This window comes from Paraburkholderia hospita (assembly GCF_002902965.1).
Classification (GTDB): Bacteria; Pseudomonadota; Gammaproteobacteria; order Burkholderiales; family Burkholderiaceae; genus Paraburkholderia; species Paraburkholderia hospita.
On sequence record NZ_CP026105.1, the window covers coordinates 3,262,152 to 3,277,122 of the forward strand.

General features: G+C 65.0%; 11 protein-coding genes. 4 read left to right on the plus strand and 7 right to left on the minus strand.

Going from position 1 to position 14,971, the window contains the following annotated elements; genetic code table 11:
* Positions 1-46 precede the first annotated feature (46 nt).
* Positions 47-1,114 carry a glycosyltransferase gene (locus C2L64_RS14790; protein WP_090837018.1) on the minus strand — a complete coding sequence of 356 codons (1,068 nt, stop codon included), beginning with the start codon at positions 1,112-1,114 and terminating at the stop codon, positions 47-49.
* A complete protein-coding gene (locus tag C2L64_RS14795; RefSeq protein WP_090836922.1) occupies positions 1,114-2,361 on the minus strand; it encodes an oligosaccharide flippase family protein in 1,248 nt (415 codons plus the stop codon). Before C2L64_RS14795 ends, C2L64_RS14790 begins: the two co-directional genes overlap by 1 nt.
* Before the next feature lie 329 nt (positions 2,362-2,690).
* Between C2L64_RS14795 and C2L64_RS14800 the strand changes: the two genes are divergently transcribed.
* The gene (locus C2L64_RS14800; RefSeq protein WP_090836924.1) at positions 2,691-3,953 is read left to right on the plus strand and encodes a glycosyltransferase; all 1,263 of its coding nucleotides are present in this window, start codon (positions 2,691-2,693) and stop codon (positions 3,951-3,953) included.
* Between the two features lie 58 nt (positions 3,954-4,011).
* Here the strand turns inward: C2L64_RS14800 and C2L64_RS14805 are convergent, their stop codons facing one another.
* Positions 4,012-5,355: an acyltransferase family protein gene (locus C2L64_RS14805; protein ID WP_090837022.1), complete on the minus strand. Its 1,344-nt coding sequence runs from the start codon at positions 5,353-5,355 to the stop codon at positions 4,012-4,014.
* A gap of 87 nt (positions 5,356-5,442) precedes the next feature.
* Positions 5,443-6,588, minus strand: a complete 1,146-nt coding sequence (locus C2L64_RS14810) for an acyltransferase family protein (RefSeq protein WP_090836926.1) — start codon at positions 6,586-6,588, stop codon at positions 5,443-5,445.
* 390 nt (positions 6,589-6,978) lie between these two features.
* Here C2L64_RS14810 and C2L64_RS14815 point away from each other — a divergent pair, with 390 nt between their 5' ends.
* Positions 6,979-8,487: an O-antigen ligase family protein gene (locus C2L64_RS14815; RefSeq protein ID WP_079486842.1), complete on the plus strand. Its 1,509-nt coding sequence runs from the start codon at positions 6,979-6,981 to the stop codon at positions 8,485-8,487.
* 95 nt (positions 8,488-8,582) lie between these two features.
* Positions 8,583-9,830 (plus strand): glycosyltransferase, encoded by a 1,248-nt coding sequence (locus tag C2L64_RS14820; RefSeq protein WP_208525963.1) that lies wholly within the window; start codon positions 8,583-8,585, stop codon positions 9,828-9,830.
* A 121-nt stretch (positions 9,831-9,951) separates the two neighbouring features.
* Here C2L64_RS14820 and C2L64_RS14825 read toward each other — a convergent pair whose 3' ends face one another.
* Both C2L64_RS14825 and C2L64_RS14830 read right to left on the minus strand, forming a co-directional pair.
* Entirely contained in the window at positions 9,952-11,697 is a 1,746-nt protein-coding gene (locus tag C2L64_RS14825; RefSeq protein WP_079498918.1) for an FAD-dependent oxidoreductase, read from the minus strand.
* A 254-nt stretch (positions 11,698-11,951) separates the two neighbouring features.
* Positions 11,952-12,563 (minus strand): DapH/DapD/GlmU-related protein, encoded by a 612-nt coding sequence (locus tag C2L64_RS14830; protein WP_244144564.1) that lies wholly within the window; start codon positions 12,561-12,563, stop codon positions 11,952-11,954.
* A gap of 283 nt (positions 12,564-12,846) precedes the next feature.
* Here C2L64_RS14830 and C2L64_RS14835 point away from each other — a divergent pair, with 283 nt between their 5' ends.
* Positions 12,847-13,458 carry a hypothetical protein gene (locus C2L64_RS14835; protein WP_090836930.1) on the plus strand — a complete coding sequence of 204 codons (612 nt, stop codon included), beginning with the start codon at positions 12,847-12,849 and terminating at the stop codon, positions 13,456-13,458.
* 124 nt (positions 13,459-13,582) lie between these two features.
* Here C2L64_RS14835 and C2L64_RS14840 read toward each other — a convergent pair whose 3' ends face one another.
* A complete protein-coding gene (locus tag C2L64_RS14840; protein WP_090836933.1) occupies positions 13,583-14,890 on the minus strand; it encodes a glycosyltransferase WbuB in 1,308 nt (435 codons plus the stop codon).
* Positions 14,891-14,971 lie beyond the last annotated feature (81 nt).

Below are 14,971 nucleotides of genomic sequence, written 5' to 3' on the forward strand. Positions count from 1 at the left end.
AACACAGCCCATCGGCACCCTTTTCATCCCGTCCTGAGCAAGAAACCTAAGCCCGCGCGCCGATCACCTGCTGCGCCACGGCCAGATAGCGCTGCGCCGTATCCTGCAACGTCAAGCCCGCCAGCGACCTCGGCACCTTAGGCTGCGCCAGCGCGCCCAGCAGCGCGGCGGCATACGCGGCCGTATCGTCGGTATCGACGAGTTGCACGCAGGGCAGCGTCTCCGCGAACTGGAACGGCGTGATCGTGCTCGCGACGACCGGAATCCCCGACGCCAGCGCCTCCAGAAACGCAATGCTGTGCCCTTCCGAACGCGAGGGCATCGCGAACACGGTCGACGCGCGCAGCACGCCGCTCACGTCCGTATGCGGACCATCCACGCTCACCCGGCTTTCGAGCCCGAGCTTCTTCACCAGATCCTGGATCGCGGCCAGATAGGCCGGGTCCTCGACCACGCCGTACAACTGCAGCCGCACATCCGTCACCTGCGCCGCGACCTCGCGAAACGCATGCACCGTCTGCAGCTGGTTCTTCACCGACGTGTACCGGCCGATCTGCACGATCTGCGGCGGCGTATCGCCCGTGCGCGGCCGGTCGTCGAATGCAAAGCGTGACATGTCGACGCCGTTCGGGATCATCGTCAACAGCGGATGCGAGCCGACGCAGTCCGTATAGTCCCGCACGTTCGCGGGCGACACGCCGATCACCGCCCTCGCCCGCGACGACAGCACGCGCTCGACATTGCGAAACAGCTTGCGCTCGAAATCGTTGACGGCGGAATGCATCACGTAGATCACGGGCACCTTGCTAGGCAGCGCGCGCGCATAGAACGCCGGGATCGTCGCGTGCGCGAACACGACGTCGGGCCGAAAGCGCCGCAGCACGCCCGCCAGATGCATCAGCTTGCCCGGCAGGCTCGCGCGCTTCGCGGGGAACACGCACGCGACGCCGTGACTCGCCAGCTCGCGCGTGAACGGCGCAAAGTCGGGCCGCTCGGGCATCAGCGCCGTCAAGCCGACCACACTGCCGTCGCGCTGCTGATGTATCGCGAGATCCTTCGCCAGCACTTCCGCGCCCGACAGACGCGGCTCCAGCACGAGATGAAGTATCCGCATCACATCACCCTCGCCGTGCGATACGTCATCCACGCAGCCGCCGAACTCAGGCCGACCGTCATCGCCCATGCAATACCCGTGACGCCCCAGTAATGCGTCGCGGGCGGCACGCAGGCGACCAGCACGAACACCTGGATCACCGACGCCTGCGTCGTCGCCTTTGCGTCGCCGACGGCCCGCAGATACGACACCAGGACCGCGATCAGCGCGCCGATCGCCATGTTGATCACAAAGATCCTGAAGAGCGGCACGGCGGGTAGCCAGGCCGGGCCGAGTATCAGCGCGAAGAGCCAGTGCGCCGCGAGCCGCAGCACGAGCACGACCGCCACCAGCCCCAGCGCGATCACGCCGATATAGCGCCTGAAAAGCCGTGCGGCTGCATGCGGATCGGCGCGATGGCGCGCGGCGAAGGTCGGAAACAGGTACTGCGACATCGCGATCGCGGCATCGGCGAGCAGCATCTGCGCGAGCCGCGACGACATCTGATACGCGCCGAGTTGCGTGGGCCCGAGCAGCTTGCCGACCACCACTTTATCGAACTGGTTGAGGATCAGATTGACGACGCTGCCCGCCCAGATCCAGCGGCTAAAACCAATGTAGTGGCCGATGCCGGACCAGCGCAGGCGGATAGGCGGACGCGGCGTCATCGTGATCCAGGTGAGCGTCGTCTTCAGCGACTCGCCGACGATCATCCCAAGCAGCACCGAGTACGCACCCGCGCCCGCCAGCGCGAGCGCCAGCCCGCAACAGCAGTCGACGAATGCCGCCGACACCTCGATCACCGCGACGTGCTGGAAGCGCCGCTCGCGTTGCACGACGTAATACGCAGGCGACGCGATGCCGCGCAACAGCGGCAACAGCGCGGCGAGCTGTAACAGCAGCAGCGCGCCGCCGAGATGGAACTGGCTGTTCATCAGCGGCGCGATCGCGACGAGCGCCACGCCGATGATCAGGCCGCGCGTCGCTAGCGTAGTCCAGACGGAGCCAAGTTCATCTCGGGTCGGCGCGGCCTGCCCCTGGATCACCGCCTGCGACAGGCCCGTATCCGACATGGCTTCCGCAATCGCGACGGCGAGCAGCGCGACGCTCACGCTGCCGATCGCCTCCGGCCCGAGGATACGGCCGATCGCGAGAAATTTGACGGCAACGAGCCCGCGCATCAACACCTGCTGCAACAGCACCCATGTCGCTGCGCTCGAACCCAGGCCTGCCCTGAACGAAAACGCCGGTAGCCTCATCGTCCGCAATGTTTTTCTCCTGTGTCGACCCGAGTTGGCGCTTTAGCGCTCACTCGGGTCCCGTGCAAAGCTGTCGACCAGAGTTAGCGCTTTATCCCGCACCACCTCAACCCGTTGCGCATACCCATGCGCGCCGCAGACACAGCCTGTCCGTCGGCTCACGCACGCCGTCCCTCAAGGTAACCCGCCACACCCGCACACGGACGCCATCTGTCAGTCAGATTCGGCAACCCGCCCCCCCTCCGGCTGTCCGTTGTCGCCAAACAAATGGCGAAATTGTCGGTTCGCGCCGCAGACGTAATGCTAAGGTGAGCCCACGGCTGCTCCTTAAGATCGCCATGGAACGCGCAACCCATCTCGTGTCCGTTGAAGCCCCCATCGCCGATGCTGCGAGACTCGGCTATGTCGTCATCATCGAGCCCAATTTCACCGGGCATCGGTGGCGCTATGTCGAGTGGATCGCACAGGCCTGCCTCGAAGCCGGCTATCCTGTTCTCGTCGTGACCGAGAACTCGAACGAAGACCATCGCCTCGCCAGCGAGATCATGTCGGCAAGGCGCGAGGACCTGCAGATCGCGTTCGTCGACACGGAAAGCCAGCGTCACAGCCGCGGCCTGAAGCGCGTCAGCTACGCGCGGTTTCATGCGTATTTCAAGCTCGCCTACGACTCCGTCAAACGCGCGGAACGCGTGCGTCTTGTCGTCGTTCCGTATGTCGATTACTTCTTTCACGCGCTGCCGCTGCTCGGCTCGCCGTTCGGCAGGACGCCGTGGATCGCGATCACGATGCGCGCGACGTTCCATCATCGCAAGGTCGGTGTGCACACACCGGGACGGCCGCTCGTCAATACGCTGAAGTCGCTGATGTTTCGCCGCGCCGTCCATACGAGAGGGCTGCGCACGCTGCTGTCGATCGATCCGACACTGCCCGAATGGGTCGGCCGCTCGAAGCCGAAACATGGCGCATCCGTCGAATACGTCGCCGATCCGTTCCCCGATGCGAACGCCGAAGATCCCCTCGTCGCGCGCGAGCGTCTCGGGCTTGATCCCGCTGGCCGCTATCTGCTCGTCTACGGCTCGATCAGCGAACGCAAGGGCATCTGCGAACTCGCCGAAGCGCTCGCGGGCATGAAGGAGGACGCGCCGACGCTCCTGCTCGCCGGCGAACAGGACCAGGAAGTGCGCGGCTTCATGCGCGCTTTCATTCCGATCCTGAAGCCCGCGCCCGTGATACTCGACCAGTTCGTTTCGAACGAGATGGAGCGCGACCTGTTCTCCGCATGCGACGTCGTCTGGCTCGGCTACAAAGGCCACTACGGGATGAGCGGTGTGCTCGTGCAGGCCTATCGCTTCGACAAGCCCGTTGTCGCGACGAGCGACGGGCTAATCGGCTGGTTCTGCCGCGGCGGGCAACTCGGGCCGTGCCTCGACGACCTGTCGGCAGCATCGATCACGCAAGCGCTCGGCGAAGTTGCCGTGCAATGGCAACGCGGCGAAAAGCACCAACGTCCGCTCGATCATCTGCTCGCGCGCAACACGCTCGGTCAATTCAAGGAAACGCTGCGCCAGACGATCACGACCGCTCTCGAAACGCGCGTCTGATCCGGCACGCGCATCTAAGCGGTGACCCTTTGCCTCAGTATGCTTGCGGGCGCACCGCTCAATCCGACGTTTCGCTACTCACCCGCTCGATCCGTTTCACGCGCGCGACCCGCGGCAGCAGCACCTGACGCGCCCATTGCGCGCAAGGCCGCTCAATGCGCGTCGCGCTGATCCGCGCGGCCACATAGCTCGACCAACACGCGAACACGGCGGCAATCGCGAAGCCGAGCACGGGCACGCGGTGATCGAGTGTATCGAGCGGCGTCTTCAACGCAACGCGCACGACCAGGATCACGACGAAGCTCCAGATGTACAACCCGTAGCTGTTCTGCCCGAACGCGGCAACGATCCGCGCGCCCGGATACCGGCGCGGCAGTTGCGCGAGCAGCAGCAACAGCGCGGCCGCTGCGCACGCGGCGACCGTCGGCGCGAGCCAGTGCGCGAGGCCAAGCCCCGAACCCGTCGCGTACAGCAATGCGAGCAGGACTGCACAGGCGGCGAGCGTGCACGCGATGCCGAATATCGACAGCTTCATGCCGTCGCGTAACAGAAGCCGCTTGCCGTAGCGCGCGAGCACGAAGCCGATGACGAAGCATGGCAGTTGCGTCGGCGGCCAGTAGTAGAGGAACGAATTGTTCTCGACGGTGCAGCTGTCAGCGGCGCAGGCGCCCGCCGTCAGCGCGACGGCGCTGATCACCAGCAGCGCCATCGACGTACGCCACAGGCCGCGCCGCGTGCGCGTCGCGATGAAGATGAGCGGCGCGAACAGATAGAAGCACATCTCCACGCCAATCGACCAGCCGCCCGGCACCACCGTATTGACGGCGCTCGGCACCCACGCGTGGATGAAGACGAGATTCGCCACGACGTCGCTAACACCATGTGCCGCCGTCACCTGCGTATCGAAGCGTCCCGCCAGATGATTGCCGAGCGAATACACGGCAATCGCGACGTAATACAGCGGCGCGATGCGAAAGAAGCGCTTGACGTAGAAGCGCCGCGCGATCAGCGAGCGGTCGTCGCCGAAGCGCTTCGTTTCTTCTTCGAGTGTCAGCATGATCGTCACGGCGCTGATGACGAAGAACAGCTGCACGCCGTATTGCCCCATATCCGACACGCCCTGCAGCCACGTAGGCAGCGCGGGCATGAAGAGCGCCAGATGCACGAGAATCACGCCGACGATGGCGAGCGCGCGGCCGGCATCGAGCGCGGCGACGCGAGCTTCGTCGTGCGCCGCAGCCTTCGTGACGGACGCACTCGCTGCCGTGGTGACCGACGAGACGTGCGTAGCGGCATGTCCGACCGCATGAGCAGCGGGCGACCCCGACGCGTTCGCGCGGGTCCGCTCCACGCAGCGGCTACCGATGCGATCAAGCCATGTCAGCGTTCCTGTGAAGCTCACGCAAATCCTCCCCTTGCGAGCCGGATGCTTCGCCCGCCTGCGCGCACGCGACGCGTGCAGCATGCTGCAGTAATGAATGGGCCGGAATCAGGACAGCTGCCCGCCGACGGGCATTTCCTCGCGCACCGACGCGTTGCGTTTAGCCGGGAACAGCGCATTGCGCAGCCGCAGGAACGGGTACTCGACGGCGCGCGTCATCACATAGCCCGCGATGATCGCGACGGCAGCCTGCGCGGCCAGCGCGACGAACCAGATCGCGGCGGGCGGCAAGCCAAGCGCCGTTGCCTTGCGGATTACGATGTCGCCGGGCGCGAGCGCGAGGGAATGCCACAGGTAGATGCCGTACGAGTACACGCCGAGCCACGCAACCGCGCGGTACACGCGCGAATCGCGCACCTTGCCCGAGTGTTCGAGCATCAGCACGATGAACGCGCAAAAGCCGATTGCCTGAATCGTATAGCCGATGCTTTCGTCGAGCGGCTCGTGCTTTGTCGCGAGCGCCAGCCATGCGACCAGCACGCCCACGACGGCCAGCAGCCAGCCGGTACGCTTCGCGATGCCTTGATAGACATCGGGCTTCATCCAGTAGATCGCGGCGAGAATCACGCCGTACAGCAAACTGTCGATCCGGTACTGCGTATAGAAGAACGCGGCCTGCAAATCGCCGCCCGCCACTTCGAGGCAACGCGCGATCAGCACGATCACGCAGATCCCGCCCAGCACGCTGATGATCGAGCCGGCGCGCATCTTCCAGCGCGCGAACAGCAGCAGCAAGGCGGGCAGAAAGAGATAGAAGTGCTCTTCGACGGCGAGGCTCCACGTCTGCGCGATCGACGTGCCAAAGTAGTTTTGCAAATGCGTCAGGTTCTGCCAGAGGAACGTGTCCAGCGGATGCCGGCCAGCGACCGAATGAAACAGGATCAGCACGTAGTAAGCGGGCCAGATCTTGAACATCCGCCGCACGATAAAGCGGCGCGCATCGACGTGGCCCTTCTCCGCGTATTGCCGCAGCAGCAGCCCACCGACGAGAAAGCCGCTCAGCGTGAAGAACAGATTCACGCCCTCGCGGCCGAAGTTCTTCAGCGGATACTCAATGATCGAGATCAGCGCGCTGCCCGTCTGATTCACATGAAAGTGGTAGCCCATCACCGCGATGATCGCGATGCCGCGCACGAAGTCGAGTTCGACCGACCTGCCTCGCATCATCGATTGCGCGCTGCCGAATAGCTTCATGCCTGTTCCCCTTCGACGTCGTTTGCTGGTCTTGATTGTGAGCCGCCACGCGGAGAGCCACCGCCTCGCTCGTGCCTCGAGTAACGTGGCGCATTCAAATGCATGCAGGCATGCGTCGACGGGCACTTTTCGCACGATATTCCAACCATGTTGCTTGCTCGGCCGCGCGCCCGTACGCCAAGTTGCTGCCCTTATCGGACAGCCTGGCCGCGCGTGCCGAACCGTCTGACCAGACGCTTTTGGCGCATCGTTTGACCCCGCCAGAACCCAGGCGTATTACGCCTGTGCCGGACTTCACGCCAGGCGCTCCATTTATATTCAGACTGAACAGTGGCGCGCGTCGCCCTGCCACGATGAAGATATCGCACCGCACCGGGAGAGGGAGAATCGATGCGCAACAAGTACGCTACGTTGTGGATCTGGATGTGCTTGTGTCCACTCGCGCTCGACTACAAGGCACCGGACGCGGATTCGGGCCACGCCGCGCAGATCCTGCTCGTCGCGCCGACTTTCGCTGCCGCGCTCGCGCTGATTTTCATCGCGCCGCGTTTTCGCGAAGCGTCTCCGTTGCGCCGGTTCGTCACGCTTTGCCTCGTGCTGAGCGTGCCCGGCAGCCTGATCGCGCAATTCGTGCAAGACAACGATTTCGGCAACTATCTGCGCGTCGTGTTGCCGTTTCTGCTGTTTCTGCTCGGCTACGCGATGGCCTGCCATCCTTGGGCTGAAAACCGCATCGGGCAGATCGAAAAGGCCCTCTTCTGGGCGAACCTTATCTGTCTGGTCTTCACGTTCGTGTTCGGCATTGCGACGGGCGGCGGAATGGGCGGCATCGCCGACGTGCGCTTTCGTATCGTCTCGGTGACGCTGCTCGGGCTGCAAGGCGTGCTGCTGCACGAATTCGTGCTCGCGCGGCGCTTTTCGCCGTTCATGCTCGCGGTGTTTCTCGGCACGGTGCTCGTCGAACTGTTGAGCGTGACGCGCAGTCTGCTGGTCGGCACGGTGCTGCTGTTCATGATGGCCGCGTGGATGAGCGCGCCGTCGCTGCGTTACCTGCTGCGCTCCGCCATACGTACGTTTATCGTGAGTATCGTGCTCGGCGCGATGGGCGCGCTCGCCATACTGAGCATGCCGACCGTCAGCGAGCACTGGATGCAGCGCTTCACGGCCGCCTCCAATACGCAGACGGGCAAAGACCCGACGACGATCACGCGTCTTGCCGAAATCAAGGACCAGTTCGACCAGGTCACGTCGTCGACGCAATCGCTGCTGCTCGGCGAGGGCTACGGCCATTACTACCGCTATTCGCCGCAATATCTGCCTGATCTCGCGGGACAGATCAGTGAGAAGGATTTCTACGCGATCCGCGAATGGGCGGCGGGCCACAACTTCTGGATCTATCAGCTGTTCGCGGGCGGCCTGCTGTTTGGCCTCGCGCTGCCGCTCGCGGTACTGGTGACGCTGGCGCACTGCGCGCTCGCTTACCGACGATGGCGCGCGAAAAGCCCCGGTGCGCCACTTTTGCCCGTGTTCGGCCGCTCGATCCTGCTGCTCGCCGCGCTGCCTGCCCAGTCGATCGGCGGCAATCCACTCGGGCCGCGTTTCTCGGGACTCGTATTCGGCGTCGCGCTCGGTTTGACGGTCGCGACGTATTGCCGTTTGCATCGACAACTGGACGCAAAGGCGCGCTTGAAAGTCGAGCCTGTGACGCCGCCGCCATCGGCGCGCGCGACAGCCGTCGCGCAGAAACCGCCGACGCAACCGCCCGTCCAGCCGCCCCGCCCCGCACCATTCGCGTCGGCTGCCGCGCGAGGCGCGCTGAAAGACGCTACAGGGTCAGAACCGTACGACGCAGACCGCACGCGCGATCTGCGTCAGCGAGGCATGCCGGCGTCCGCGTGACGTGCGCTGCGGCGCATGTCGTGCATCACGCGGATTGCCTCGTTTCATCGCCCGGCTGCGCCGGTCCTTTTCGCACTACGCCGTGTCATTCGCCAATGAAAATTCTTCATCTACTTTCGACAGTCGACCCGCGGGCAGGCGGACCGACTGAAGGTGTACGACAGAGTGGCGTCGCGATGGCGTCGCTGGGTCACGAGGTCGAGGTTGCGTCGCTCGATGCCGCCGATGCGCCGCACGTACGCGACTTGCCGTTGCCCGTGCATGCGCTCGGTCCGGGGCGCAACTACTACGGCTTCACGCCCGATTTCGCGCCGTGGCTCAGCCGCGAGGCGCAGCGCTTCGATGCCGTGATCGTGCATGGACTATGGCAATACCATGGCTTCGGCACCTGGCGCGCGCTGCGCGCGTCGAAAGTGCCGTACTACGTGTACACGCACGGCATGCTCGACCCGTATTTCAAGCGCACGTACCCGCTGAAGCATCTGAAGAAGTGGGCGTACTGGCCGTGGGCCGAGTATCGCGTGCTGCGCGACGCGACCGCCGTGATCTTCACGACGGAAGAAGAGCGGTTGCTGGCGCGGCAGTCGTTCTGGCTGTATCGCGCGAACGAACGCGTCGTGCCGTTCGGCACCAACCCGCCGCCGCCGCACGCCCAGGCGCTGCGCGAAGCGTTCCTGAGCACTTATCCGGCCCTGCGCGGCAAGCGGATCGTGCTCTTTCTCGGGCGCATCCACGAAAAGAAGGGCTGCGATATGCTGATTCACGCGTTCGCCGATCACGCGCAGCGCGACCCCGAGGCGCATCTCGTGATTGCGGGTCCCGATGCGACGGGCTGGCAGCGGCCGCTGCAGGCGCTCGCGCGCTCGTGCGGGATCGAAGAACGAATCGCGTGGCCTGGCATGCTGCAGGGCGATCTGAAATGGGGCGCTTTCTACGCCAGCGACGTGTTCGCGCTACCGTCGCATCAGGAGAACTTCGGCGTGGCCGTCGCGGAAGCGTTGGCGTGCGGCCTGCCCGTGCTGCTGTCGGACAAGGTCGGCGTGTGGCGCGAAGTGGAGAACGACCACGCGGGCTTCGTATCGAGCGACACGATCAACGGCACACAGCGCAATCTGCTGAACTGGCATTCGCTCGATGCCGTCGCGAAGGGGAACATGCGCGAGCAGGCGCGCAGGACGTTTGACGCACGCTTCGGCATCGAGAGCATGATCGATTCGTTGACTGCGCTGCTGCAACCGCAGCCTGCCGTTGCGCCTCGCGCCGCCGATCAACAGTCGCCGCAGAATACGCCTGGTGCGATGCCGAGGAAGGTGCCGGCGCAGAGGGAGCCGTCGGTGAATTGAGTCTGCTTTGCGCCTTCGCACACGTTACTACGCGTTGCGAAGGTGCCAATGAAAAAATCCCGCGATTTGCATCGCGGGATTTTTTATCGTTACGTGTCTGTCTTCGCGGGTATCGAAGCCCTCACATCGCCTCATTCCCCCCCGCCCGCACCAGCGACTGCGCCGCGATCGGCAGCTTGCCCAGTTCGGCATTCGACACGCCAAACCGCATGCTCCCGGCCGCCTCGCCGATCGGCAGAATCGTGGCCGTATCGGGCTTGCCGAGCCGCTGCGCGATGTGCTCGCCCAGCCGCAATGCGAGCGCCGAAATCGTGATCGTCGGGAAGTTTGCGCCGACCGTCGGAAACACCGAGCTTCCTGCGACATACAGATTACTCACGCCATGCATCTTGCAGTCGCGATCAACGACGCCTTCGCGCGGCGAATCGTGCATCCGCGTCGTGCCCATGTGATGCCACGTGCCTTCGAGCTTCGCCGGCAACGACGCGCGGCCCTCGAGCGGCTCGTCGAGTTCGACCTCGGCGACGCCCATCATCTTCAGTTCGTCGGCCAGCAGCTGGAAGGTACGGTCGAACGTGCGCTGCACCAGCTCCGTGAGCCGCCAGTCGACTTTCACGCGCGGCAGGCCCAGCGCGTCCTTGCGGTCGGACAGCGTGACGCGGCTGTCGCGGTTCGGCTCCGCTTCGACGATCGCCTGCAGCTTCACGTCCGAGATCAGCGCGCGCAACTGCAGCAGACGCGTGAGACCGAAGCCGACGGTATCGACGGGATGCGCGGCCATTGTCAGATAGTCGTCGCGCGCGACACGGCCCGGCTGTTCCTTGCGATGCAGCGCCTCGCGGCAGCGGATCAACGCTTCCGATCCCGCACTGCCTTCGCCGAAGAAACGCGAGAAGAACCAGACGCGCGAATTGAGCAGCTTCTCGCGCTTGATGACGTCGTGCGTCAGCGCGAATTGCGACGAGATATGCGTGCCATGCGCCGCGACGGCGGCGTTCTGATAGTGATACTTGATGTCGTACAGCTTGTTGCGCGACCACTCCTTCGTGAACTTCACCGTGCCCGTCATGAGGCGCGGATGGTCCATGAAGAAGCGGCCCACCAGATCGTGTCCATTGCCGAGACCCGCCGCCTGCACCTTGTTCGATGCGAGCAGCAGCCGCGCGTTTTCGATACCGCCTGTCGCCAGCACGAACACCTTGGCGTTTACACGAAAGCGGTTGCCCGTGAGCGTCGCGACGTCGACGCCCGTGACTTCGGACGCCTGCGCATCCGAATCGATATTCACAACGTTCGCATGCAGGAACACGCGCACGCGGTCCGAGCGCCGCAATACCTCGCGATACACCTTGCCGAAGCGCACGGGCGGGCTGAACTGCGAAACGGTGTCGCGCACGTTGCCCGACATCATCGGATAGCGGCGCACGTCGTGCCGGTTGATCTGCTGCTCCCACCACGCGGGATCGAAATTGTGCGGGCCGAGCTTGAGCAGCGCATGGGTGCGCAGATAATACGGCGCGAGTTCTTCGAGACCGAACGGCCAGCCGCTGTGCGCGACCCAGTCTTTCTTGTCGAAGTCCCACGGATCGAGCGGACGGCACCAGCCGCCCCAGCAATTGCTGCTGCCGCCGAGATAGCGGCTGCGGCAACCGTCCGCGAAGGCATACGGGATGCCGACGTTTTCGCCGCGATAGAGATCGCGCGTTTCGTCGTCGGCCTTGTAGCCGCCGCTTTCGAGCACGCAGCAGTCGATGCCCGCGCGTTCCAGTTCCATCGCGAGCGTAATACCCGCGACGCCTGCCCCGATGATGCATACCGTCGTCGACACAGCGACGCCCTGCTCGACACTGCGGGTATCGATAAACATCCCCTGCTCCCAGCTTGTGTTCTGTTCGTACCTTTATGGCCGCGTCCAGCTTCGTCCGTTCTGGCCCCCCGCTGCGCACGCGAGCCAGGCTCGTCATGCGTCAACGCCCTGTGGGTCTGCACGAGCGGGCCGCCTGCGCACGCATACTGCATTCCCGCGCCAGCCAGTGCTTACGTAGGATGATGGCTCCGACTAAGGCAGTTCATCCGCCAACTTCGCGCTTCCGGCAGACAGAACCATGCATCCGATGACCGTTATGCGGGCCTCCCCACATCAGTATCGAAGCGCTTGCGAATAAAGCGGCAAGGATTGCCGCCATACACGCCTTCCGCGTCGAGCGAGCGGTGCACAACAGATAGCGGGGTCACGACAGCCGAGCGGCCGATCGTCACGCCCATCTGCACGACGCACTTTGACGATATCCACGCGCCGTCCTCGATGACGATCGGCGCGACGCGCAAATCCATGTTTGTTCGCATCTCATGCGAGCCCGCGCTCAGGAAGCTTCCTTGCGATATGCAGACGTTCGACCCGATGTGAATCGGCGCCTGGTTGTAGATCCACACGTCGACGCCGAACCAGCAGTTGTCGCCCACGGTGAGATTCCACGGCGCCTTCACCCGCACGGGATGCACGAAGCGGCAGTTCGCGCCGATCTTCGCGCCGAACAGCCGCAGCAGCGCCACGCGCACCGACGACACGGGCAGCAGCTTGTTGTTGATCACACAGGCTTCGATGAAGAACCAGATCAGCTCGGTCAGAAAACCGCGCGACGCGACATAGTTGCCCTTGCCCGCCAGGCTCAGGTCGATCACGCGGCCCGGCGCAGAGTGCGGGGTGTGCGGCGCGGCGTGCGGGTCGTTCATGCTCGCTGCCCGATTGTCCGCGCCCCGACTGTCCCCGGTCCGTTCAATCGTGGAGCTGATCGTGTTATCCATAGTCTTCTCCGTCGATGAACGCGCCTCGCCGTCCGCCCGGTACTTCGGCTTTTGTATCCGCATGGCGCGCCTTGTCCTGATCGATTATCTGGCCCATGTGTGCTGATGGACGGCCGCTGTCCGCACCGTGCGGAGTTTTGGCGGATCGAAGCAGAGTGTCCGTATCACCATGGCAGCATGGCTTCATGACGTTTGCAGGAGGAAGACGACAATGGCTGCTCATCTTCGCTCGCGGCAACACCCGGCGCGCGTGCATCCGTTGCGCGTCGGACTGCGTTCGCGGGTGCTGTTGCTGGCCGCAGCGCTGGCGTCGGCGCTCGCGCTGATGCCGCACGCGCACGCCCAGGACAACCCGGCGCAAGGCAACGGCCAGAATGCCGCCGCGCCCAAGGGCAACGCCAATGCCAATGGCGCGCCGGCCCGCAAAACGGCTTCGCAGCGCTCGCAGGAGGACGCGCAGCGTCTGCTCGGCGGTCCGTCGACGTCGCTCGGCGGCTATGACCCCGGCGGCACGACGCCCGATTCGCAACGTGATGCGCTGCTCAACAGTGAGCGCATGCGCGTCGCCAAGCCCAACACACAGGCGATGGGCGGCCCCACCGCCGCAGGTGGCGGCGCGGCGCCCGCGGCTGGCGGCGCGATCCGGCGTCCCGCGCGGGGCGCGGCGGCGGGCGGCGGCGCAGCCGATAACGGCGGCGTGGCAGGTGTCGCAGCACAACGCGCCGCAGCCGTGAATGCTGCCAACGCAGGCGGCGGCACCACGGTGTACAGCAGCCCGTATAGCGAGCGCTCGGGCCGGGAAGTATTCAAATCGCCCTGGTAAATCGGGCACTGCCCGAACGCATCCGCCAATCAGTCCGACTACGCAATAAACCGAAGGCCGCATGCGAACCGCCGGGCACGGTTCGTATGCGGCCTTTCATACGTGTCCGCGCAGTTGAGGCGCGTCACTCCACTTCCGACTCCTCGACCCGCGCCGGCAAGATGGGCCCGTTCGCCATTGGCGCCGCCACCGGCTTCGCGCCTGGGACGGCGGCGCCCGTCAGGAGAGCGAGGCGCGTATCGAGCGTGAGCAGCGCCGAGAGCGGCGACAGCATCGTCTCCGCGTAACGCCGACCCGCCGCGCCAATGGCAGAGCGCCGCGCGCCGTCTTCGGCGAGCGTGGCGATGGCGTCGACGAGTTCGCGCGTGTCTTCGGGCGGCACGATCATGCCGTTGTTCGCGACGGCTTCGAAGAGCGCCGTGCCGGGGCGCGCCATCGCGATCACCGCGCCGCCGCTCGCGAGCATCCCCGTCAGCTTCGAAGGCATCACGAGATCGGCCGCGTCGCCGCGCTGGGGCAGCACGTGGATATCGGCGACATTCAACAACTCGTTCAGCGACGAGGCCGGCTGCAACGGCAGGAACCGGCAGTTGGGCAACCCCTCGCAACGCTTGACGAGATCGTCACGCGCTGCGCCGTTGCCGCAGAACACGAAGGTGATGTCGTCGCACGCAGCAAGCGCGCGGGCTGCGTCCGCCAGCGTCTCAAGACCCTGCTTCGCGCCCATATTGCCCGAGTACAGCACGACCGTATTGGTGGACGGAATGCCGAGCGTCTCGCGGTATTCGCTCACGCGGCCAAGCGGAAAGATGTCGCGCGTGTCGACCCAGTTCGGCAGAAACTCGGTTTTGGCCGCGTCGACGCCTTTGCCGACCGCGCGCTCGACCATCTGGTTCGTGATCGACGACACGACGTCGAAACGCTTCAGGACGAGCCGCTCGATCCCGTACGCGATGCGCGCGCCGCGTGCGCTTTTTAGCAGGCCGAGATCGAAGGCAGCATCGACTTCGTAGTCCTGGACGTGCAGCCACGCCTTCGCGCCCGTCACGCGCGCGAGCGCCAGCGCGCCCGGCGCGCAGGCCATCGTGGGCGCGATCAGCATCACGGCGCCGGGGCGCCATGTGATTTGCCTCGCGAGCAGCGGCAGCGACGACAGCGCGAACGACGCGAGATGCAGCATCCGCTTCAGGCCGCTTGGCTTTGGCGGCACCCACAACGGCGCGCGCCAGATGTGCACGCCGCGCATGATGTCGCGTCGATAGCGCCACATGGAGTAGCCGCTCGCGACCTTCCAGTCAGGATAGTACGGGGGCGCGCACACGACGCGCACTTCATGGCCGCACTCGGCCAGCATCTGCGCCATTTCGGCCGTGTACTTGCCCGCGCCCGAAAGCTCAGGCGCGTAGTTGAGACCATAGATCAAGATCTTCATGTTTGACTTCCACGACGACTGTCCGTCATGCGGCAGCGCACAGCGCTACGCCCTCCCCCATCCCCACTCCCGACCCGGCCG